The sequence below is a fragment of the Actinomycetota bacterium genome, assembly GCA_030018275.1.
In the GTDB taxonomy this organism is placed as follows: domain Bacteria; phylum Actinomycetota; class Aquicultoria; order Subteraquimicrobiales; family Subteraquimicrobiaceae; genus Subteraquimicrobium.
The window spans coordinates 1-21,765 of the sequence record JASEGB010000006.1; the positions used below are offsets into that span (position 1 = coordinate 1).

The 21,765-nt window shown below is 47.0% G+C and carries 21 protein-coding genes and 2 tRNA genes; 19 read left to right on the forward strand and 4 right to left on the reverse strand.

Features of this window, described 5'->3' with window-relative positions:
• Window positions 1–437: 437 nt before the first annotated feature.
• The 11 genes from QMD66_03365 to QMD66_03415 all read left to right on the forward strand — a co-directional run bounded on the left by QMD66_03365 (window position 438) and on the right by QMD66_03415 (window position 12,966).
• A complete protein-coding gene (locus tag QMD66_03365) occupies window positions 438–1,229 on the forward strand; it encodes an ATP-binding protein (GenBank protein ID MDI6821902.1) in 792 nt (263 codons plus the stop codon).
• Between the two features lie 24 nt (window positions 1,230–1,253).
• Complete coding sequence (gene dnaA / locus QMD66_03370; protein ID MDI6821903.1) at window positions 1,254–2,618, forward strand: chromosomal replication initiator protein DnaA; 1,365 nt, start codon at window positions 1,254–1,256, stop codon at window positions 2,616–2,618.
• A 207-nt stretch (window positions 2,619–2,825) separates the two neighbouring features.
• Window positions 2,826–4,019 (forward strand): DNA polymerase III subunit beta, encoded by a 1,194-nt coding sequence (gene dnaN / locus QMD66_03375; protein ID MDI6821904.1) that lies wholly within the window; start codon window positions 2,826–2,828, stop codon window positions 4,017–4,019.
• A 5-nt stretch (window positions 4,020–4,024) separates the two neighbouring features.
• Window positions 4,025–4,243, forward strand: a complete 219-nt coding sequence (locus QMD66_03380; GenBank protein ID MDI6821905.1) for an RNA-binding S4 domain-containing protein — start codon at window positions 4,025–4,027, stop codon at window positions 4,241–4,243.
• A 13-nt stretch (window positions 4,244–4,256) separates the two neighbouring features.
• Complete coding sequence (recF, locus tag QMD66_03385; protein ID MDI6821906.1) at window positions 4,257–5,378, forward strand: DNA replication/repair protein RecF; 1,122 nt, start codon at window positions 4,257–4,259, stop codon at window positions 5,376–5,378.
• Entirely contained in the window at window positions 5,371–5,880 is a 510-nt protein-coding gene (locus QMD66_03390) for a DUF721 domain-containing protein (GenBank protein ID MDI6821907.1), read from the forward strand. Before recF ends, QMD66_03390 begins: the two co-directional genes overlap by 8 nt.
• Before the next feature lie 64 nt (window positions 5,881–5,944).
• On the forward strand, window positions 5,945–7,864 hold the full coding sequence (gene gyrB / locus QMD66_03395; GenBank protein ID MDI6821908.1) for a DNA topoisomerase (ATP-hydrolyzing) subunit B: 1,920 nt from the start codon (window positions 5,945–5,947) through the stop codon (window positions 7,862–7,864).
• Window positions 7,865–8,073: 209 nt separating this feature from the next.
• Window positions 8,074–10,533 carry a DNA gyrase subunit A gene (gyrA, locus tag QMD66_03400; protein ID MDI6821909.1) on the forward strand — a complete coding sequence of 820 codons (2,460 nt, stop codon included), beginning with the start codon at window positions 8,074–8,076 and terminating at the stop codon, window positions 10,531–10,533.
• Window positions 10,533–10,949, forward strand: coding sequence for an archease (locus QMD66_03405; protein ID MDI6821910.1), 417 nt, complete (start codon window positions 10,533–10,535; stop codon window positions 10,947–10,949). Before gyrA ends, QMD66_03405 begins: the two co-directional genes overlap by 1 nt.
• Before the next feature lie 42 nt (window positions 10,950–10,991).
• Window positions 10,992–12,437 carry an RtcB family protein gene (locus tag QMD66_03410; GenBank protein ID MDI6821911.1) on the forward strand — a complete coding sequence of 482 codons (1,446 nt, stop codon included), beginning with the start codon at window positions 10,992–10,994 and terminating at the stop codon, window positions 12,435–12,437.
• 19 nt (window positions 12,438–12,456) lie between these two features.
• Window positions 12,457–12,966, forward strand: coding sequence for a hypothetical protein (locus QMD66_03415; protein MDI6821912.1), 510 nt, complete (start codon window positions 12,457–12,459; stop codon window positions 12,964–12,966).
• Here the strand turns inward: QMD66_03415 and nfi are convergent.
• Complete coding sequence (gene nfi / locus QMD66_03420; GenBank protein ID MDI6821913.1) at window positions 12,958–13,665, reverse strand: deoxyribonuclease V; 708 nt, start codon at window positions 13,663–13,665, stop codon at window positions 12,958–12,960. The genes QMD66_03415 and nfi overlap by 9 nt on opposite strands.
• Window positions 13,666–13,739: 74 nt before the next feature.
• Window positions 13,740–14,204: a bifunctional nuclease family protein gene (locus tag QMD66_03425; protein MDI6821914.1), complete on the reverse strand. Its 465-nt coding sequence runs from the start codon at window positions 14,202–14,204 to the stop codon at window positions 13,740–13,742.
• 209 nt (window positions 14,205–14,413) lie between these two features.
• Between QMD66_03425 and QMD66_03430 the strand changes: the two genes are divergently transcribed.
• The 5 genes from QMD66_03430 (at window position 14,414) to QMD66_03450 (ending at window position 16,564) form a co-directional block, all read left to right on the forward strand.
• Window positions 14,414–14,487: transfer RNA gene (locus QMD66_03430), tRNA-Ile, on the forward strand.
• Between the two features lie 119 nt (window positions 14,488–14,606).
• Window positions 14,607–14,867: a stage V sporulation protein S gene (locus QMD66_03435; GenBank protein MDI6821915.1), complete on the forward strand. Its 261-nt coding sequence runs from the start codon at window positions 14,607–14,609 to the stop codon at window positions 14,865–14,867.
• A gap of 134 nt (window positions 14,868–15,001) precedes the next feature.
• Window positions 15,002–15,427, forward strand: coding sequence for a phosphate-starvation-inducible PsiE family protein (locus QMD66_03440; GenBank protein ID MDI6821916.1), 426 nt, complete (start codon window positions 15,002–15,004; stop codon window positions 15,425–15,427).
• A gap of 295 nt (window positions 15,428–15,722) precedes the next feature.
• The gene (locus tag QMD66_03445; GenBank protein ID MDI6821917.1) at window positions 15,723–16,280 is read left to right on the forward strand and encodes a hypothetical protein; all 558 of its coding nucleotides are present in this window, start codon (window positions 15,723–15,725) and stop codon (window positions 16,278–16,280) included.
• A gap of 211 nt (window positions 16,281–16,491) precedes the next feature.
• Window positions 16,492–16,564: transfer RNA gene (locus QMD66_03450), tRNA-Ala, on the forward strand.
• 3 nt (window positions 16,565–16,567) lie between these two features.
• On the opposite strand, the gene QMD66_03455 is transcribed toward QMD66_03450, so the two are convergent.
• Both QMD66_03455 and QMD66_03460 read right to left on the reverse strand, forming a co-directional pair.
• Window positions 16,568–17,056, reverse strand: coding sequence for a site-specific integrase (locus QMD66_03455; GenBank protein ID MDI6821918.1), 489 nt, complete (start codon window positions 17,054–17,056; stop codon window positions 16,568–16,570).
• Window positions 17,019–17,555: a site-specific integrase gene (locus QMD66_03460; protein ID MDI6821919.1), complete on the reverse strand. Its 537-nt coding sequence runs from the start codon at window positions 17,553–17,555 to the stop codon at window positions 17,019–17,021. Before QMD66_03460 ends, QMD66_03455 begins: the two co-directional genes overlap by 38 nt.
• A gap of 566 nt (window positions 17,556–18,121) precedes the next feature.
• On the opposite strand from QMD66_03460, the gene QMD66_03465 reads away from it, so the two are divergent.
• The 3 genes from QMD66_03465 to hemE all read left to right on the forward strand — a co-directional run bounded on the left by QMD66_03465 (window position 18,122) and on the right by hemE (window position 21,756).
• Window positions 18,122–18,298 carry a hypothetical protein gene (locus tag QMD66_03465; GenBank protein MDI6821920.1) on the forward strand — a complete coding sequence of 59 codons (177 nt, stop codon included), beginning with the start codon at window positions 18,122–18,124 and terminating at the stop codon, window positions 18,296–18,298.
• Window positions 18,299–18,459: 161 nt separating this feature from the next.
• Window positions 18,460–20,190 carry an S-layer homology domain-containing protein gene (locus tag QMD66_03470; GenBank protein ID MDI6821921.1) on the forward strand — a complete coding sequence of 577 codons (1,731 nt, stop codon included), beginning with the start codon at window positions 18,460–18,462 and terminating at the stop codon, window positions 20,188–20,190.
• Between the two features lie 522 nt (window positions 20,191–20,712).
• Window positions 20,713–21,756, forward strand: a complete 1,044-nt coding sequence (hemE, locus tag QMD66_03475) for a uroporphyrinogen decarboxylase (protein MDI6821922.1) — start codon at window positions 20,713–20,715, stop codon at window positions 21,754–21,756.
• The last annotated feature ends 9 nt before the right edge of the window (window positions 21,757–21,765 follow it).

Below are 21,765 nucleotides of genomic sequence, written 5' to 3' on the forward strand. Positions count from 1 at the left end.
TCTAAGTGGGAGAAGAAACCCTTGAAGGAATTTACACAATTATCTTGACACTACCAATGGAATTTTCTTATTGATGAATTTATCCCGCTTTGCTATAATCAAAATGCCTTCCGCTCTTCAGGTCTGGACAGCTAAATACCTCTCTTGATCGCAGCAAAAGTCCCCGGTTTTTCATAAAACCCATCCATCAGGGCCATTCTTTGGAGCTGTCCAGATTTTCTCTTTAAGGGAGAAAGCCGCCACTTTCCCCATCTTTTCCACAACTGTGGAAAGTTCTGTGGATAAAGTTCCCTTTTTGCAGGTTGCGCCCTTTCAAATCTCTAGCTTGTAAGACAAATTTTGCCAAAGGATATTGGTTCAACGTGTCAGCAGCTTGTTTCACAGCTTGTTGATAAATTTTTGTGGATGGCAGACTTTTTCATGGATTCTCAGGGGCTATGAAGAATTTTCTTCAGAAACTTTTGGAAGAAGAAAAACGTGATGAAAAGAGAGAGGACCGGAGAGAGGTTCCCTTCGTCAGGGTCGCCATCTATGACTCCCTCACTTCCACTCCAAGAGTTATCGATCTTTCCTCTCAAGACCATGAGGAATTCATAAATTTGCTCGCCACAAAAACATATCGGTTTTCGCAGGAAAAAGGGGGAGATATCCCCTTCACAGTCATAAAAGAGGTCATAGAGAATCTCGTCCACGCCTATTTCAGGGAGGCCGTGATAAGCATCTTGGATAACGGAAACACCATTCGCATTTCCGATCAGGGACCGGGCATAAGAGATAAAGAAAAGGCTTTTGAACCCGGTTTTTCCACGGCTAATCGGGAAATGAAGGACCTAATCAAGGGAGTTGGGTCCGGTCTCCCCATAGCGAAGGAGGCTTTAGCCCACCTCGGGGGCATTATTACCTTGGAAGATAATCTTGAAAAGGGAACTGTGGTCACCCTACGCGTCCCCCACCGACGAGAAAGCCCCAAACAGGAAGCAGCGGTTCAGGAAGCCGATATCCCCCAATTTACCGTCAACAAGCGACAGAAGAAGGTATTGTTCTTGGTTACAGAGATCGGGGTGGTGGGGCCTTCCAGAGTCGCTTCGGAATTAGAGGTCAGCTTAAGCACGGCTTACCGTGACTTAAAATATTTAGAAGAATTAAAACTGATAAAAGCCGATGATCAAGGAAAGAGGAGTTTGACCTCGGATGGGATAAAATATCTTGATCTCATCTTAAACTCTTAAAGATACATTTCTGGGGGGTTTAACGTGCATGAAAAAATCGAGGCCGTCTGGAGAGAGACGTTAAATATCTTGAAACAAAGGCTCAATGTTCCAACCTTTAAAACATGGTTTGAAAATACCACCCCTCTCACCATATTCGAGGATACCTTAATCGTCTCAGCTCCTAATGCCTTTGCCAAGGAATGGCTAGAGTCCCGCTATACTACACTGCTCTCCGACGCATTATCCCAGGTGGTGGGAGAGAGAATGAACGTCAAGTTCGCCATTCAGGGCGAAAGACAGGAACACATCGGGACCAAAGATGTTCCAAGACTCAAGCACCTGCCCGCCATGTCTGCCGACAGGCAGGAACAATCCCATAACTTTCTTAATCCCAAGTATACCTTCGATTCCTTCGTTATTGGGGCAAGCAATAGATTTGCCCATGCTGCCGCTCTAGCCGTCGCCGAAAAACCATCCCAGGCTTATAACCCACTTTTTATCTATGGTGGAGTTGGGCTTGGGAAAACCCATCTTCTTCAGGCCATCGGCCATTATGTCATGCGCCACTATCCGGATTTGAAAGTGAAATATGTCTCATCCGAGAAGTTCACCAATGACTTCATCAATTCGATCAGGGACAAGGGTAAAATAGTGGGATTCCAAAAAAGGTACAGGGATAACGATGTCCTTTTGGTCGACGATATTCAATTTTTAGAGAACAAAGAGGCCACCCAGGAAGAGTTCTTCCACACCTTTAACACTCTATACGAGGCAGGGAAGCAGATTGTAATCTCCAGTGATCGCCCCCCTAAAGACATAGCTACACTTGAGGACAGGTTAAGATCCCGGTTCGAATGGGGTCTTATAACAGACATTCAGCCACCAGACTTGGAGACAAGGATAGCCATCCTCCGCAAAAAGGCAGAGATACAAAGTTTGGAGATTCGCGACGATGTTTTGGAGTACATAGCTTCAAAGATACAATCCAATATCAGGGAGTTGGAGGGGGCATTGATTAGAATCATCGCTTACTCATCTCTAACCAAGAGCGAGATAAGCTTGAGTCTTGCCCAAGAAGTATTGAAGGATATTTTTCCCAGTGGTGAAAGCAGGCCAATAACCATTCGAACCATTCAAGAGGAGGTATGTAAATACTATAATATCTCAAGGACTGAATTGATAAGTAATAAAAGGTCGCAATCGATTGTCTATCCTAGACAAATCGCGATGTATTTAGCTCGGGAATTGACTGATTTGTCCCTATCAAAAATCGGGGAGAAATTTGGTGGGAGAGATCACACTACGGTATTACATGCAATTTTGAAAATTGAAAAACTCATCAACGAACAAAGAGAGGTGTATAACCAGATACAAGAGCTAACAAATAGGATTAAACAGAAGACTTAACATCCACCAGTGGTGAAAGATGGGGAAATCATTTTCTTCTTCAAATCTCTTAAGAATGTTTTCAGAGTTTTATCAACAAGCTACATCCCATGGAGACCTCTTATAAAAAGCATAATTCAACATATCCACAGGGATTATAATTAATAAGATATTTTGAGATATACTAAGTAATAATAGAAAATCTGTATTATGGGGGGGAATTCAAAATTGAGGATCAGAACTGCAAAGAGCAATTTTCTTGAAGCTGTACAAACAGCTTCAAGAGCAGTCTCGGCCAGAAGTACATTACCTATTTTGAGTGGTATATTTCTCCGAACTTCCTATGGATCCGAGAAGCAGGAGAATAAGCTTCTTTTGTGCTCAACAGATCTTGAAATTTCCATAAAGTGCGAAGTCGATGTTACTGTGCAATCCCCAGGCTCGATTGTCATTCCCGCCAGACTACTCAATGATATTATAAGAAATCTACCCGAGGCTACAATCGAGATGTATTTAGACTCTTCTAACCAACTAAATATAATTTGTGGAAAATCCAAATTTCTAATCAGAGTTTTATCACCCGAGGATTTTCCAAGATTTCCCGAAATCATACCAAAGGATGGTTTCACCACCGAACCGGGCATATTGTTGAATGTAATAAGGCAGGTTATTAAGAGCGTATCACGCGATGAGACCAGGCCGGTGCTCACTGGAGTCTTGGTAAATATTGAAGGAAACAAACTCAAAATGGTGGCCACCGATGGTTATAGATTGGCGGTAAGAGTTGCTGAAACGGGATTTCCATACGGATCTGATGATGCAGAAAATAAAAAGAAACTAGATGTGATCATTCCGGCGAGAACTCTCGAGGAGCTAACCAAGATAATCTCCTCCCATCAGGATGAAGTAAGTGAAGTAGGCATCGAAGCCACAGAAAATCAAATAATATTCAATTTAAATTTATCCACTGAAGCCGCTACGGACCGGAAGATAACTTTAATTTCCCGCTTAATAGAGGGACAGTTTCCCAACTACCAGCAACTCCTACCAGAGGGTTACGAGCTACGGCTGGAAATAGAAAGAGACCAGTTTATCAATGCTTTGAGACGAGTTTCTCTTCTAGCGCAGAACAATCCGGTCAAGTTAAAAATAGATGATGAGCAAATGAAGATTTCGGCCATAACGTACGATGTTGGGGAAGCCATGGAGGAGATCGAGGTTAAACCATGTCTGCCGACAGGCAGGAACAGTGGTGGCGGAATGGAAATCGCCTTCAATCCCCAATTTCTTCTCGATGGTCTGGTGAGTGTTGGTGAGGAAAAGATAGCCTTTGAGATGACAAGTCCCATAAAACCCGCTCTTTTGAAGCCCTCCGGACCCGAGAATTTCCTGTATTTAATCATGCCCGTTCGATTAAGTTAAATTCAGTGGAAAGGGAAAAGGTATTCTTAAAGAAGGGCACGAAGCTTCATCAATTTTTAAAATTCTCTAATGTGGCCTCTACGGGCGGAGAGGCCAAGATCTTGGTCAAAAGCGGACGGGTTAAAGTCAATGGTTATGTGGAGCTGAGAAGGGGCTACAAACTCAAACAGGGAGATGTAGTAGAAGTCGAAGGAGTTGGCTCCTTTTTTATTTGTCTTGACTAGAGAAGTGAATGGGATGCATTTAAAATCGATAGATCTCTTGAATTACAGGAATTACACAAAGCTTGGTTTGAATTTTTCACCCTCTCTCAATATCATCCTGGGGGACAATGCCCAAGGGAAGACGAATATTTTAGAGGCCATTCATCTTTTATCTTTGGGTAAATCGCACAGAACCCACTTAAGTAGGGAGCTAATCAGCTGGGAGGCGACCTTTTCCTGTATCAGGGGAAAGGCGATAAGAGGGGGAAAGGAAACCTGCGTGGAATTGATGATCGGAGAGGATGGTTTAAGCAGGATAAAGATAAATGGGGCGCTCAAGAGGAGAGTAGGCGATTTGATCGGATACATAAATGCCGTTCTCTTCTGCCCCGAAGACTTAAAAATCGTCAAGGAGGGTCCGGAGGGGCGGAGAGGCTTCATTGACGATGTCATCAGCCAAGTCCATTCACAATACTACTTTTGGAGGCAGCGGTATTTGAGGTGCTTAAGGCAAAGAAATGCGCTTCTCAAACAAATTGCCGTGCAACAGCGAGAGCCTTCTGCTCTCGATATGTGGGATAAACATTTAATTGAGACCGGGACACGGATCATAATTCAAAGAGAGAGGATAATAAGAAGGCTATGCAAATATAGCGACGAAGCATACAGGAGGATGACCGGGGGAAAGGGAGGGGACAATCTACACCTAACCTATCTTTGCGAATTGATCGAGGATGATCCGACTCCGGGGAAGATAGAAAGCCGCTTCGAATTGGAGCTTGAGGGGAAGAGAGATTTGGAAATCGAGAGAGGGATGACCCTAGTTGGACCCCACCGAGATGACCTCTTAATCCAGGTAAACGGGGTTGATATGAGAACCTTTGGATCTCAAGGGGAGCAGAGAACATCCTCCCTGGCCCTAAGGCTCGGTCAATGGGAGCTCATTAAGGAGGAGACCAAGGATTTTCCGGTCCTTCTCCTCGACGACGCCTTATCCGAGCTCGACGAGAAGAGGCGAACATTTCTTATGGAGATGATCGAAGAGGATGCACAAACCATAATAACCAGCACAAACCCGGTTTATTTCGCACCACAGCATCTCAAAGATGCCAACCTCTTCAGAATAGAGGGGGGACAGGTAAGTCACGATGTTTAAATCCATCCGGGAAATTTTAAACGAAACCATGGACAACTTAAAAATAAAGAAGAAGGTAGAGCAAACCTTAAGCTTAACCATTTGGAGCAAGGTTGTTGGAGAGGAGATTTCCCATAATGCCCGACCCTACCTCATCAAAAATGGAATTTTATTCGTTTCCACAACATCCCCCATGTGGGCTCATGAGCTGAGCTTCATCAAGCCGGAGCTACTCAGAGCCCTCAATAATTACCTGGGAAAGGAGATAGTTAAGGACATTAGATTCCAACCCAAGGGGGTGGATGAGGCGGGAGGTTTTACGGACCCCCTACGTCCTTCAGACCCGCCCCTGGGACGGGGCGGAACCCCTGGGGAGATAGAGCTCTCCGAAAGCGATATTAAGGAGATTGAGGCAGCCGTTAAAGCCGTATCCGACGAAGGGCTAAGAGAGGAGCTCACAAAAATCTTAATTTTGGATAAAAAGTTCAAAAACGAAAAATGGCAAAGACCAGCCCAAACCTGATATAATAAGGACAGCTTGTGCCCAACGGGCCATTTTAAAGTTCAAAGGCGGAAAGGAGATATCGGTGAAAGAAGAAAACCCGTCAAGAAAATTCACTTATACCGCCAAGGATATCACCGTACTCGAGGGTCTGGAAGCGGTGCGCAAGCGCCCAAGTATGTATATCGGGAGTACGGGACCGCGGGGGCTTCACCACCTGGTCTACGAGGTCGTCGACAACAGCATAGACGAAGCCCTGGCGGGTTTCTGCCGAAACATTAAGGCGACCATTCACCCCGACAATTCGGTGGAGGTCACCGATGACGGGAGGGGTATCCCCGTAGAGAATCTCCCAAAATATAATCGACCCGCCGTGGAGATAGTCCTCACCTACCTCCATGCTGGAGGAAAATTTGGAGGCAAAGGCTATAGGGTCTCCGGAGGGCTTCATGGTATCGGGCTTTCCGTGGTCAATGCCCTCTCAAAGTGGCTACTCGTTGAAGTCAGAAGACGCGGCAAAATCTTCCAGCAAAGATATGAGCGCGGAAAACCGGTAACTGACCTCAAGGCCTGTGGTAAGTGTAGAAGCACCGGGACGACCATAACCTTCCTTCCGGACGATGAGATTTTTGAAGAAACCGATTTTAAATTCGACACAATAGCCCAGAGGATGAAGGAAACGGCCTTCCTGACCAAGGGACTTAAAATCGAGCTCATCGATGAGCGCATGGAGCCTCCAGAGCGAGCCCTATACATTTATCACGGAGGGGTAATCGACTTCGTGAAACACCTCAACGCCAATAAAGATCCTCTCCACAAAAAGGTAATTTACTTTGAGTCCGAGGGAGATGGCGCTCACGTCGAGGTGGCCATGCAATACAATATGGGATATACCGAAAGCATCTTCACCTTCGCCAATAATATCAACACCCATGAGGGCGGGACACATCTCATCGGTTTTAAAAATGCCCTGACTAGGACGATAAATGATTATGCCAGAGCGAAGGGCTTTCTTAAAGAGAAGGAGGAGAATCTATCCGGGGAAGATATCCGCGAGGGGCTCACGGCGATCGTCAGCGTCAAGCTCTTGGAACCACAGTTTGAGGGACAAACTAAAACCAAGTTGGGGAATACGGAGATCAGAAGTTTTGTGGAAAATACCGTGGCCACAAAGCTGGGGGAGTTTTTAGGGGAGAACCCGAAGGAAGCCAAAGCCATCGTGAGCAAAGCCATCGCTGCTGCTCGGGCCAGGGAGGCGGCAAGAAAGGCGAGGGAACTCACCCGCCGTAAGAGTTTTTTGGAGACCACTTCGCTTCCCGGGAAGCTGGCCGACTGTTCCTTGAGAGACCCCGCCCTAACCGAAATATTCCTCGTGGAAGGGGATTCCGCGGGAGGTTCGGCAAAACAGGCTAGGGATAAGAGCTTCCAGGCGATCCTTCCTCTGAAAGGGAAAATCCTCAACGTGGAAAAAGCTCGCTTGAACAAAATCCTGAATAATGACGAGATTCAGGCCATAATCACCGCTCTGGGAACGGGAATTGGAGAGGATTTCGATATCAACAATGCCAGGTATCACAAGGCCATAATCCTAGCCGATGCTGACGTTGATGGTGCCCACATCAGGACGTTGATTTTGACCTTTTTCTACCGCTACATGCTTCCGCTCATTGAAGCGGGCTACGTTTATATTGCCCAACCTCCTCTTTACAAGGTCTGCTATAACGATACGGATTATTACACCCATAGCGAAGTTGAGCTAAATAAATTGCTTAAGAAAGTGGGGAGGGGAGCCAGCGTTCAGCGATATAAGGGATTGGGAGAGATGAACCCACAGCAGCTCTGGGAGACAACCATGAATCCCAAGACCCGTACCCTTCTTAAGGTAACCCTCGAGGACGCCATTCTTGCGGATGAGATTTTCACCACCCTCATGGGCGATAAGGTCGAACCCAGAAGGGAATTCATCCAGAAATACGCCAAAGATGTAAAGTTTTTGGATATATAAACCAAATATTTTAAAACCTCCAAATTTTGGCAAATTTTTAGTTTTCAAATTCATTCTTTATTGGGATATATAGTCACTTAAGTTAGTCGACTGAGTTGTTCTCAAATTCTTGAGAATAGGCTGGTCAGAAGATTTCAAACATTTTTTATTTTTGGATTGTCATTTTGCACTTTTCATTTTGGATTTCATTTTTAGGAGATGATTTTCGCATGCCGGAAAACCGAAACCCATTTTTGGCCAAGAAGGTCATTCCCAAGGAAATTGAAGAGGAGATGAAGAGCTCGTACATAGATTATGCCATGAGCGTAATCGTGGGTAGAGCTCTACCTGATGTCCGCGATGGGCTCAAACCGGTGCATCGCCGTATCCTATATGCCATGTACGATATGGGAATGACCCCTGGTAGGCCTCATAAAAAATGCGCTCGCATCGTCGGGGAGGTCTTGGGTAAATACCATCCCCATGGAGATATGGCCGTTTACGATAGCCTGGTTCGAATGGCTCAGGATTTTTCCTGTCGATACGAACTCATTGACGGGCATGGCAACTTTGGATCGGTCGATGGGGATAGCCCAGCTGCCATGCGCTACACAGAGGCCAGACTATCCTCCCTGGCCATGGAGCTCCTCCGAGATATTGATAAGAACACCGTGGACTTCACCCCCAACTTCGATGACACCCTAACAGAACCCGCCGTTTTGCCCTCTCGATTTCCAAATTTGTTGGTGAATGGATCTTCGGGCATCGCCGTTGGCATGGCCACAAACATTCCCCCCCACAACTTAAGAGAGGTCATAGATGGGATAATCATGACCATCGATAAACCGGGGGTAACCACCGGTGAGCTAATGAGGGCGATAAAGGGACCGGACTTCCCCACGGGGGGAGTGATCATGGGCAGAAAGGGGATAAGGGACGCCTATGAGACCGGACGCGGGAGCATAAGGGTGAGGGGAAAGGCGCACGTGGAACAGGTTAAAGGGGAAAGGACGCGCATAGTCATCACCGAAATCCCCTTCCAGGTCAATAAAGCTCGGCTCGCGGAGAAGATCGCCGAGTTGGTCAGGGAGAGAAAACTACAGGAGGTAATCGATCTCAGGGACGAATCGGATAGAAGTGGTATGCGCTTAGTTCTGGAGCTCAAACGCGAAGCCATTCCCCAGGTCGTCTTGAATAGACTGCATAAACATACCCAACTCGAGGTCACCTTTGGGGTAATCATGCTCGCCTTGGTAAATGGGGTTCCAAGGACTTTAAACCTGGTGGAAATCATCAGGCACTATATCGAGCATCAAAGGGAGGTTGTGATCCGACGCACTAGGTTCGAATTGGACAAGGCGGAAACCAGAGCCCATATCCTCGAAGGCTTGCTCGTAGCCCTCAAAAATTTGGATGAGGTAATAAGGATCATTCGCCGATCCAAAACCGCTGAACAAGCCAAGAAGAGATTAATCCAAAAGTTCAAGTTAAGTCCGGAGCAATCCCAGGCCATCTTGGATATGAGGCTTCAGCGATTGGTCGCTTTGGAACGGGAGAAGATCGAAACCGAGCACAAAGAACTTCTGGCCAAGATAGAACATTTGAAGGGCATTCTGGCCGACGAGAGGGGGGTGCTCGAACTCATAAAAAAAGAGCTCCAAGAGATAAGGAAGAGCCATAGCGATGAGCGGCGGACCCAAATCAGCAGCGTTGCTCCTCAGTTGAGCATCGAAGATCTCATCGCGGAGGAGGAGATGGCCGTAACCATCACCCATTCCGGATACGTGAAGCGCCTCCCCGTGGCCACCTATAGAAAACAACACCGTGGCGGAAAGGGAGTCTTGGGGATGAATTTAAAGGAGGGCGACTTCGTTGAACACCTCTTCATCTCCTCAACCCATCACTATGTCCTATTCTTTTCAAATAAAGGGAAGGTCTATCGGCTCAAAGTTCATGAGCTTCCCCTAGGCTCGCGTACCTCAAAAGGACAGGCGATCGTGAACATCCTTCCCTTCCGCACCGATGAAATGATAGCCGCCGTCATTGCCACCAGGGAATTCGATGAGAATAGATATGTGATCATGGCCACCAAGAGGGGACTTGTGAAAAAAACTCGCTTGAAGGAGTACGATACTACCCGAAGGGATGGAATTATTGCTATTATTTTAAGGGGCGAAGATGAACTCAGCAGCGTAAAGCTCACAAAGGGGGAGGAAGACGCCATCTTGGTGACCAGGCACGGGCAGGCCATAAGGTTCAGCGAGAAAGATGTAAGGCCCATGGGACGTGCGTCAAGCGGGGTGAGGGGAATAAGACTTAAGCCCGGTGATGAGGTTTTGGGCATGGATATCGCGATCAAGGATGCAGATTTATTCGTGGTCACAGAGGCAGGCTTCGGAAAGAGAACCCCTATCTTTAAATATCCCCGACAAGGCAGAGGAGGGAAGGGGACAAAGACCTTAAAAACCGTTTCCACGCGGGGGAAGCTGGCTGGAGTCAAGGTGGTCAAAGAGGATCATGAACTGATGCTGGTATCAAGTGAGGGTAACGTGATTAGGGTTCCCACGAGGGGAATTCCAAGACGGGGAAGGAACACACAGGGAGTAAAGATCATGAACTTGGGAGGCGAGGATAAGGTAAGCGCTCTAGCAAAGGTAGTGGTAAGCAAGGAGAAGAAGAGGGGGAAATAGTGAAGCACTTTGAAGTTCTAGATCACACGGCAGACATCGGTCTTAAAGCCTATGGCACAACCCTCAAAGAAGCCTTCGAGAATGCAGCAATGGGTATGTTTTCCATCATGACCGACCTCGATAAGGTGCAACCGAAGGAAACCTTTGAGGTGGATATAACTGCGGAGGACAGGGAGACCCTTCTCGTGGAGTGGTTGAATGAACTCCTCTATCTTTTCGATGCCGAACGGGTCCTCTTCAGTCGATTCGAGATAACCGATTGGGATGAGCGATATTTTCTCAAGGCCACGCTTCAGGGCGAGCGAATAGACCTGGACCGCCATGATATCGAAATTCAAATTAAGGCCTGCACTTATCATATGTTGAAAGTGGAGAGGAACGAAACCTGGATGGTACAGGTAATCTTCGACGTCTGATTGGATGACAATCAGCTATTGACAAAGTTGGGAGGGCAATTAATGGCTGGAGTGTGGGAAAAGCTTAACCCGTATTGTTACAAGATATCACAGACCTACCGCAAGGGAATGCGAGTTCCCGGCATCATTTATGCCGACGATGAACTGATCCAAATGGCGGAGAGAGACAGGGCTTTAGAGCAAGTCATAAACGTGGCTTTCCTTCCGGGCATCGTAAGGGCCTCCTATGCCATGCCCGACATTCATTGGGGCTATGGATTTCCCATCGGAGGAGTGGCGGCCATGGACGTTGAAAGGGGCGTGATCTCCCCAGGCGGCGTAGGTTATGATATCAGCTGTGGTGTCAGGCTCTTAAGAACCAACCTGATCGCCAAGGATGTTTTGCCTATGATGGGACCCTTGATGCACGAACTTTCCAGGAATATCCCCAAGGGCGTGGGAAGCAGAGGCAAGATTAAGGTTAGCCGGAGGGAGATGGAAGAGCTCATGACCAAGGGTGTTAGGTGGGCCATAAGGAAGGGCTATGGTTGGGAGGAGGATGCAGAGTTCACTGAAGAGGGAGGATGCCTTCAGGGGGCTGATCCGAGCAAGGTTAGCAGTCGAGCCTTTCAAAGAGGCTTCGATCAACCTGGTACTCTGGGGGCGGGAAATCACTTCTTAGAGGCTCAGGAGGTCGTCGAGGTCTACGACGAGAGGTTAGCCGATGCCCTCGGCTTGCATAAGGGTCAACTTACGGTGATGATCCATTCCGGTTCCCGGGGAGTGGGACATCAAATTTGCACCGACTACATCAAGGTCATGGATAGGGCAGTTAGAGAATTTGGAATCGATTTACCCGACAGACAGCTCGGTTGCGCTCCCATCACATCCCAGGAGGGGAAGGACTACTATGCTGCCATGGCCTGTGCCGTCAATTATGCACTGGCGAACAGACATTGCCTGGCCCACTGGGTCAGACAATCCTTCGAATACATCTTCAGGAAAAGCGCTGAAGTCTTGGGGATGGGTGTGGTTTACGATGTCTCTCACAACATCGCCAAGTTTGAGGAGCACGAAGTCAATGGCAGAAGGATGAAGCTCTGCGTGCACAGAAAGGGAGCCACCAGAGCCTTTGGGCCGGGCCATCCGGACATACCCAAGGTTTACCGAGATATTGGACAACCCGTGATCATCCCCGGGGATATGGGGACTTGCTCCTACGTACTGGTGGGCACTACAAGGGCGATGAAGGAAGCCTTCGGATCCACGTGCCATGGGGCTGGGCGTGTTATGAGCAGGAGCAAGGCAAAGAGGCAGATTCGAGGGGATGAGCTCAAACGAGAACTGGAGGAAAGGGGAATTGTGATAGTGGCTGGGCACATTCCCCTTCTCGCGGAAGAGGCCCCTCAAGCCTACAAGGATGTGAGCAAAGTGGTGGAAATTTGCCACGGAGCCGGTCTGTCCAAGAAAGTGGTAAAGTTAAAACCGCTTGGAGTTTTGAAGGGTTAAAACCATTTCAAGTAGTGTAATGAGTGCTGATAGACGGACCATCATTTTCTGGATCTCCCTAATTACCCTGGCACTTTTAATCTTGCTGGCGCCTCGTGGATGCTCAACGGTCAAGGGAAATGCCGAATTCGATTTAAAGGGGAATCTCTCCATAAATTTAACTGCCGATCAATCTATCCAGCCGAATTTGCAGAAAAGAATTCGTAGCGAACTCTTCCTCCAAGATTTCATTAGGAAGGACTGGGCCTTTGTAACCTTTTATGAGTGCAATGTAGAGGTCGATTTAACTCCCTTCCCGGTGCAGCAAAAAGCCCCGATATTTCTGGCGGTTAAGGTTCCGGGGAAAATTACTTCCTCAAATGCACAAAGGATCGAAGGCAACACCGCCATTTGGGGTCTGAACCCAGGACATGGCTATAACCTCAAATTAACCTCGCGTCATATTCGCTGGTGGCTGATAGTGTTAGTTGCTTTATCCATTATTTCTCTGATTTCGAGCTGGTTCGCTCTTGGGAGAAGCCTAAAATAGGGTGGGTTGATGGAATTCTTCAGTTTTACCCCTGAGCTGGTTTGAGAAATGGTGGGCTTTGCGAGCGGGCTCCGGAAGCCGATATCCTTGACAACACTTGAGCACGAAATCCACGGCTGTGGGTAGGTCTATTTTGAATCCTATGGAAACGAAGACTGGTTCCACGTCCTCTCTCGTTCGAACCACGGCCCCTATTTCTCTCCCATTCTTTATCAGAGGGAAGACAGACCCCCTCTCCCGCCCTGGCTCATCATACTCTCCCACCAAAACTGTTTTGGCCACGCCGATGGAGGGTTTATCCAGAAGCATGCCCATATGCGTGGCAATTCCTATTCCTCTGGGATGGGCAATCCCCTGTCCATCGAACATCACCAAATCGGGCTCCCGTTCTATTTGTTCGAAAGCCTTTATTAGTGCTGGACCTTCTCGGAAGATTAAAAGACCAGGGACGTAGGGGAAAGTTGCGGGGAGGATTGCTTCTTTCTCTTCCAATATTTGAAGCTCCGGAAAGGAGAAGATGATAACCGCTGCGTAAATCATATTTTCCCGTTTAGAATAGGAAACATCTGCTCCGGCGATCCTTTTAACGTTTGATATTTCGGGGACATTTTCCGTTACGATCCTGCTTCGCAGATGATTTTGAATCTGCATGGCTTCCTTGGGACTCACATTCCAGGGGTGGAGCTTAAGAACTTTCATATCCCTTCCTCAAATTCGAATTCAAAATTTCCTTGAAAGTGAAGGGGATAGATCTGCAGGAATGCTTGGGGCGGCTATTCTTTAAAATCCTCGGGACTGACGTGATCCAAGAATTCTCTAAATCTTTGGATCTCCTCTTCTTCCCCGGCCTCACTGACTATGGAGGCTTTTTGTATCACCTTTTCGGCGGCGAAAATGGGTACTTTCACTCGTACCGCTAAAGCGATGGCATCGCTAGGTCGGGCATCAATTTCAAAACAGCAAGAATCCCTGATTAAATGTATGCGCGCATAGAATGTTCCTTCTTTAAGATCGTTAATGACGATGCGAATTACCTTGGCATCCAAACTTTCAATTACCGACTTTAAAAGGTCGTGAGTGAGGGGGCGGGAGGGTTTTATTCCTTGAATTTCCATGAGTATGGAAGTGGCTTCGAACTGGCCAATCCAGATGGGGAGGAATTTCTTCGCCTCTATATCTTTTAGGATTATTACCGGCTGGTTCGTTATAACATCTAAATTCACTCTATGCACCTGCATCTCCAACATAATGACCACTCCAAAATTTTATATACCCAAATCGCCTCGTTATAAATCAAAGCATAGCAGAAAAAATGGTTTTTTAAAACCCTATCTTGGAAACTCGGTTCGCATCAGCACACGGTATTGATATCTTCCTTTTCACCATGTACAATAAAAATCGCCAAAGAAGTACAAATGAATCTCTTGCCATCGGTTGTTGAGGTTTTGGGCCTATAGCTCAGTAGGTTAGAGCGCACCCCTGATAAGGGTGAGGTCCCTGGTTCGAATCCAGGTAGGCCCACATTAATTTAAATTGAGGAAAAATTATTCATCTAAATCCTACGAATTTCCCACGGGGTTTTTAAAAGGGTAAAAACGATATATGAATAGCAGATAGCTGTCATGCTAAAGGAGTCAAAAGTGGAGGTACTAAGGGTCTCATCAAAATCGAATCCAAATTCTGTAGCAGGGGCCTTAGCTGCAGTGTTGCGAAAGAACGGAGTAGCTGAGATTCAGGTTATTGGGGCAGGGGCACTCAATCAGGCAATAAAAGCCGTCGCTATCGCCAGGGGTTTTGTTGCCCCAAGTGGACTCGATCTCATTTTTCTTCCCGCCTTCGCTGATGTTGAAATAGACGGAGAAGAGCGAACCGCCATTAAAATCCGCATTGAATCCCGCTAAAAATATTCCATGGATTTTAATTCAAAAGCAAGCCAAGGCAAAGCATACGGTGTGACTCTTTTTTATTTTTAAGAAGGGCTTAAGGCTTGAGCGAGGAAAAATAAGGCAATTAACCTTTGGAGTGGGTGGTTCCTTTGCAGGAAAAATTTTACAATAAAGTTATCGAGAAGACCAAAACTATAGTAAGAATCATGGAGTTATTGGTTGCATGCCTTTTGATTTTGATGATTCTTCTTGGCTTAAGCTACTTAGTGGTCAAACTGACGGAATACTTTGGAACCCATTTCTATTTGACTTCTTTTGAAATCCATTCCATGCTCGATGTGGTTCTAGCAATCTTCATAGTAATAGAGCTGTTCCGAATCACGATAGCCTATGCAGATGAAAGGGAAGTATTGCCAACTGTACTTGAGGCTGTCTTTGTGGTCGTTGCCCGAAAGGTGGTATTGTATGAATTTAAGACCGAAAAGCTTGTTGGGGCAATCGCTTTGGCTCTTTTGCTCATCCCAGTAGTTCTGGCTTATTTTCTATTATGGAAGAGAGAGCACAAGGAACATTGAACCGATTAAAGCGCGACATTTGGCACCGTGTCCCGTCCCGTTGCCGAAAGGATCGACAGGCAGCCTCTAAAAAAGGAGGGTTGCAATGGGACCCCGAGAAGTGCCCAGCCTGTGGATATCCTCGGACATATTATGAACTTCTATGTGAAAATTATTGATATTTTAGGTGAGGCAATTCGAAAGCTTGACGAGAGGAATTTGGAGCGCTATTCTTGGTTTGCACAATGTGAGCTCTCATGATTCTTGAAAATCATCTCTATTTTTGATTAAGTTTTCAGAGAAAGGATGGGCAAAAGTGAGAGTTGTTTTGAAGCGAAAATCTCCCGCTGACGTAGAAAAAGGAGAACAAAAATGGGCTGATCTTGATTTGGAAGCAGGATTTCTTTATTGGGAAGAAGTTGGAAAAAGAGCAAGAGAGCAGGGATTAAAAAGGCAAGCATACTTGGCAAAGAAGGAAATTAAGAGAATCGTAGAAGAGAATAGCAGACTTCTTACGCAAGAAAAATTTGAGCGGTTCTTAAGAGCTAATAAAGTTAAATATGTCGCCTGCGATAAAAAAGTAGCTGAAGATTTTGATAAAGCAATATGGGAGTACAAATTCTGGGGGCAGATACCAAATTGGCTAAAGACGGTTATTTCCTGTAGTGTTTTGGGAATTTTTTACTCTGTAGCTATTGGATCACGCCTTACCTCCTGTTATCAATATATGCCTCTTGAAACTTTTACCGAACCAATGCCTACTCAGGCGCTTGAAATTTTAGAGCTCGTAAAAGAAGTTCCGGACACAGGTATTATTGAGCGCATAGCTCTCTTTGAGGTTGTAAAAAACACCCAGACCCAATTCTTGCTATAAAAGTTGCGGGTAAATGGTATAGTCTCTACCAATGGTAATTTTTCTAAAGGAGGTCACAGGCGGGGGGCTACCTTTGCACGGTACAGGTCGCCTCAGGCGGATCATTTCCACCAGTTCTTTCCAGTGAGCCGAGAACAGTAAAGAGTGAGTATTCAAAGATAAAGGAGTTAAAAACTTCTAACTGCTAACTAATAATAGTAATATTAAATATGGGGATGTAGCTCAGTTGGGAGAGCGCCGCCCTTGCAAGGCGGAGGTCGGCGGTTCGAATCCGCTCATCTCCACTTCTATTTTGGCAGGTTAGGTGGTATATTTTGAGTCGGAAGGTTGTTTTGGAGTTTCCATTTTTTATGATTTGCTAATATTTTGCTAACAGGTGTCCCAAAAACTGCACTTTCAAGCCTTTCTCCGGCTCCACATTGCACCTCAGGCATCAGATGTCCGTACCTATCCAAAGTCGTCTTGGCCGATGAGTGGCCAAGCTGGCTTTGGATGAATTTAAGGTTTTCCCCTTGGGCAATAAGGATGGAAGCATAAGTATGCCTGAGGTCGTGGAATCTGATCCTCCTCAAACCAGCCTGTCTTAAGGCGGGCAGGAAGTGGCGGTTTATGACATTCCTGGGATCAGCTAACTTACCTTCCTCGTTTGGAAATACCAGGTCGAGCTCAGAAAGCGGACAGGAGAGTTTATGCTTCTTAAGCACCTTTAGGAGGGTCGGTGATGCAACTAAGGCTCTCTTAGAGGCTCTGGATTTTGGTTCCGCTAAGCGTCCCAAAGAGACCTGCCGTCGAACGTGGATGTGGCCCGTTTCCCCAATTAATGTCACTCCACTTCAGTGCCAGAAGTTCCCCTAATCTCATACCTGTTAAAGCCGCTGTTAAAAAGAACGGATAATACTTTTTGTCCACAGCCTTTAAAAATGCCTGAAGCTCCTCTATGGTAAGGTAATCCATCTCCTCTTCCTCTGCTGGGGGAGCATCAACGCGATCAGCCGGATTCTGAGCGAGGTACCCCCAAATAACCGCCCTTTTGAGCAAGCTTTTGAGCAACCGGAAATGCTTGAGAATGGACGCCGGTTTAAGCCTTGTCCACTTTCCTTTAGCACTCAAATACTCTTCTATCAGTCGCGGATTTATCTCCGTTAGGTTGAATTCACCAAAGTGAGGATTTAGGTGGAGCCTAATGATATCGGAGTAGCGTCTGTAGGTTGATTCTCGCACCCTGTGTTCCGCATAATCCCTCAGCCACTTCTCCGCAAACGCCTTGAAGGTTATCTCATTTAAGTCTTGATAGGTTCCCCTACTTACTTCACCTAAGACCTGGATGAGGACACGTTCGGCATCCTTCTTCCTGGGGCCTATGGCTTTCCAGCCACGCGATAGACGATGTAGTAATTCTTACCACGCTTGATAATACATCCCCTGGCCATCTCTTCACCTCCTCTCTTCCTTCTTTCTATGTTTTGGGGGCCTTCCCCTCTTACCTGGGACTCTACCCGCAACCACGTTCTCGCAGCTCAATCCCCTCCCCCGCCCCCTCCCCTGGAAATTTGCGGGTCTCGAACGGAAAATTTCCAGGTGGGACTCCCTTATTTGCATTATATTTCGCAGTTTTAGATGGGCTCTCAGCAGAGTTGAGATCGCCTTCCTTGGGGATTACGTCAACATCTCGGAGGGGGCGCCTACTCCTTGGGATAGGATTCTTATCCCGTGGTTTTGTGATTATTTCCCCAAGAGGTGCACGCATTTACGTCCACGTCTCAGAGATAAATAAGATCAGTGTGTAAATACCTCGCTAGGGCGCATCCAAAGCTTTTAGAGACGAGAAAATGGGTGGGTTAATGGTTTTATACCCACCCCATTGGGGAGTGGGGGGACAGCGCTGTAATCTTATCTCCAAGGAGAATGTGAGTATCTCCGGCACCGCCGGTGGTACCCCTCGGCTTCAGCACCGACCCAGGGAAAATCGAAGCCCAGATTTGCTCCCTAAGCTCTTGAAATATGTGGATAGGCGCTAAACCATTGGTCTTTTCAGAAATCAGCTCAGATGGCTCATTGATGATTCATCTACCTGGGCAAACTCTAAAAACACTCAGGTAAGGATTAGAGAGCGGATTGCTAGAAGGAAAATGAAGCGCCGTGTCGAAATCTAATTCCAATCAAAATGAGAAAATCGATTTTGGGAGGGAAAAGGTATCTAGCTTTGCTTGTCATCAGCACCCTTATGCTCACTTTAATCCCCATCTCGCCTGCCGCTGCCACGGAGGTAAGTGGAGAAATCACCAAGGATACCACTTGGACCGTAGCTGGTAGTCCTTACATCGTGACGGATGATGTATTCGTGGAAAACGGAGCCACCCTAACCATCGAGCCTGGGGTAGAGGTTAAGTTCAATAGAGGGGCAGGTGAAAAGCTATTTTCTCTACGGATTGGTTCAGTAGGAGGAGGAACTCTCATCGCCGATGGTACTTGGGATGACCCCATCATATTTACCTCAAACCGACCCTATCCAGTACCAGGGGATTGGGATTGTATCTTTTTTGGCGATTCAAGCGTGGACGCGAAGTGCATTGTGGATAACTGTATAATTGAATATGCCTCGCATGGCATCCACTGTGATCGCTCTTCTCCAACCATTAGCAATAATCTCCTTATGAAGACCAAATATTATGGTGTTTGTTGCGATGGGGCTTCCCCAAAGATCACGGACAACGTGATTTTTGACAATAGAGGCGGCATCGATTGCTCTTATTCCAGCCCAACCATCACTGGCAATATGATTACTACAAACCGCGGTTTCGGCATCAGCTGTATGGAAGCTGAACCATTGATTGAAGGAAACATCATCTCAGATAACGATTCCTCCGGCATCGATCTATCATTCAACTCCGATGCCACGATTATAAACAACGAGATAGTTGGCAATGGGTACGGCATCGGCTGCAGCTATTCATCTCCAGGCATCGTCAATAACACCATCGCCGACAACTCCAATAGTGGCATCTGGTGCACATATTACGCTTTTCCATATATAGTAAATAATATTATTACCGGAAATGATTGGGGGGGAATTTATTGCTATGCTACTTCCTTCCCCTCCACCATCGGCTTTAATGATGTCTGGGGCAACGGTTATGATTACGATGGTTGTTCGCCCGGTTACGGAGATATCTCAGCCGATCCTCAATTTGTGGATGCGGGGTTTGGAGATTATCACCTTCGGTTCGGCTCCCCTTGCATTGATGCGGGAACAAATGCTAGAGCGCCGGGTGTTGATTTGGAGGGTAACCCTCGCCCCTATGATGGAGATGGCGATGGTGTTGCCACCGTGGATATGGGTGCATATGAATACTCTGGGTTCATTCCACCTGCGGAACCCACATTCCCCGATGTTCCCAGCGACTTCTGGTCCTATTTTGAGATAGAATTCATGGTATATCAGGGAATAATCTCCGGCTATGCCGATGGGCTCTTCCGCCCGGCTGATCCAGTGTTCAGGTCCCAGTTCACAAAGATGCTCGTGAACTCCCTGGGATTTCCCACGGATACTAGTGGAGGGCCACATTTCACCGATGTCCCTCCGGATCATTGGGCTTATGATTTCATAGAGACCGCCTACAACAATGGGATAGTACAGGGTTACGGAGATGGAAGATTCGGTCCCGAGGATTTGGCAACCAGGGCTCATCTTGCCACAATGCTGGTCAGGGGACTGGAAATAGCTCCAAACATGCAATACCAAGGATACTTCCCCGATGTGCCAGAAGATCACTGGGCGTGGCAGTACATAGAGACAGCCTATGAGGAGGGCATAGTCAGGGGTTATGGTGATGGAAGCTTTGGGCCGGAACAGATTGTGAGAAGGGATCAGACCGCCGTGATGATCTATAGGGCAATATTCGGACCTTAATACATATATTCCATGGGTCTAGGTGAATATATGATTTCTCCCCAGCCGTGACGGCTAGATCGCCAGGAGGATGTGGTCGCTTGGATGCTGGTTCGTATGAGCTCGACGGCTGAGGAGATAACTCAATATCAAGTCTTTGTAGGCGGGTCTTTCCAAACTACCCCATTGGATATTTATTTAGTACTTCCAAATCACCCGCCTCCGGATTCAGTTTTATGATTAATTGAGTATAAAATTTAGCCAAAACATGGTAATTTAAAGTAATCTTAGGTAACTATGAGTTGCGAATCTTCCCAGCTCAGGTAATGTATCATAAACTAACGCAACCCAAGATAATGTGCCCAATTTTAACTTGCAAGGCGGAGGTCGGCGGTTCGAATCCGCTCATCTCCACTTTTTTATTTCTATCTTCTACGGATACTTCTGGACATCTTGGTCTCCTTTATAATTCCACCTTTTTAACTCGCTTTTGTTTCTGCTATCATAAGGTGAATTGTAAATTTCCTATTGAAGGGGAACAATATGCCCGACCGTTTCCTAAAAGCTTGCCGGCGTCAACCCGTCGACTGTACCCCGGTGTGGCTTATGCGCCAAGCCGGCAGGTACCTCAGGGAATACAGTAAAATACGAAGCAAAACCACATTTTTGACCATGTGCAGAACCCCCGAATTAGCCGCGGAAGTCACCATCTTGCCCGTAGACAAACTTGGGGTGGATGCCGCAATTCTGTTCTCGGATATACTTCTCCCCGTGGAAGCCATGGGAATAGAATTAGAGTTCGCCGAGGGGAAGGGACCGATCATTCATAACCCCATTCGCGATCGATTAAGCGTTGATGCTCTGGTCGTCATGGAACCCGAGGAGGAAGTCCCCTTCGTGATGGAGACCATCCGAATAGTTCGCCGCCATTTGGAGGGAAGGGTTCCCCTCATAGGTTTTTCGGGGGCACCCTTTACTTTGGCCAGCTATCTGGTGGAAGGGGGACATTCCCGAAATTACATCTACACCAAGAGCATGATATTCCAGGAGCCCTTAACGTATCACGCCCTCATGGATAAGCTCACCAAGGTTGTGATCTCCTATTTGAATGCACAGATACGGGCGGGAGTCCAGGCGATTCAAATCTTCGATACCTGGGTCGAGTGTTTAAGCCCCGGCGATTACAGAGAGTATGTGATGCCCTATACCAAACGGGTTATCGATGGATTAAACCCTGGGACGGGGAATGAATATGTCCCCCTGATCCATTATGCCAGGGGAGGAGCGATGCTCCTCGAATCGATGAAGGAAGCCGGTGGAGATGTGATCGGCATCGATTGGCGCATCGATCTGGATGTGGCCTGGGAACGCCTGGGTTACGATGTTGCCATCCAAGGAAACCTCGACCCAACCGTTCTTTTTGCTCCACCGGAGGAAATCGAAAGGCGAGTGAAGGATATTCTGAATCGGGTAGGCAATAGACCCGGGCATATTTTCAATCTCGGTCATGGTGTTTTGCCCCAGACACCGGTAGAGCACGTCATCTTCATGGTGGAGGCTGTCCACAAGCACAGCAAAAGGCGGTGAAGAACTCGA

Bases quoted from the DNA above. Each gene is read 5' to 3' on its own strand.
- QMD66_03365 (MDI6821902.1), top strand. From the start codon at position 438: ATGAAGAATTTTCTTCAGAAACTTTTGGAAGAAGAAAAACGTGATGAA.
- recF (MDI6821906.1), top strand. From the start codon at position 4,257: ATGCATTTAAAATCGATAGATCTCTTGAATTACAGGAATTACACAAAG.
- QMD66_03390 (MDI6821907.1), top strand. From the start codon at position 5,371: ATGTTTAAATCCATCCGGGAAATTTTAAACGAAACCATGGACAACTTA.
- gyrA (MDI6821909.1), top strand. From the start codon at position 8,074: ATGCCGGAAAACCGAAACCCATTTTTGGCCAAGAAGGTCATTCCCAAG.
- QMD66_03410 (MDI6821911.1), top strand. From the start codon at position 10,992: ATGGCTGGAGTGTGGGAAAAGCTTAACCCGTATTGTTACAAGATATCA.
- QMD66_03415 (MDI6821912.1), top strand. From the start codon at position 12,457: ATGAGTGCTGATAGACGGACCATCATTTTCTGGATCTCCCTAATTACC.
- nfi (MDI6821913.1), bottom strand. From the start codon at position 13,665: ATGAAAGTTCTTAAGCTCCACCCCTGGAATGTGAGTCCCAAGGAAGCC.
- QMD66_03425 (MDI6821914.1), bottom strand. From the start codon at position 14,204: ATGCAGGTGCATAGAGTGAATTTAGATGTTATAACGAACCAGCCGGTA.
- QMD66_03465 (MDI6821920.1), top strand. From the start codon at position 18,122: ATGGTTTTATACCCACCCCATTGGGGAGTGGGGGGACAGCGCTGTAAT.
- hemE (MDI6821922.1), top strand. From the start codon at position 20,713: ATGCCCGACCGTTTCCTAAAAGCTTGCCGGCGTCAACCCGTCGACTGT.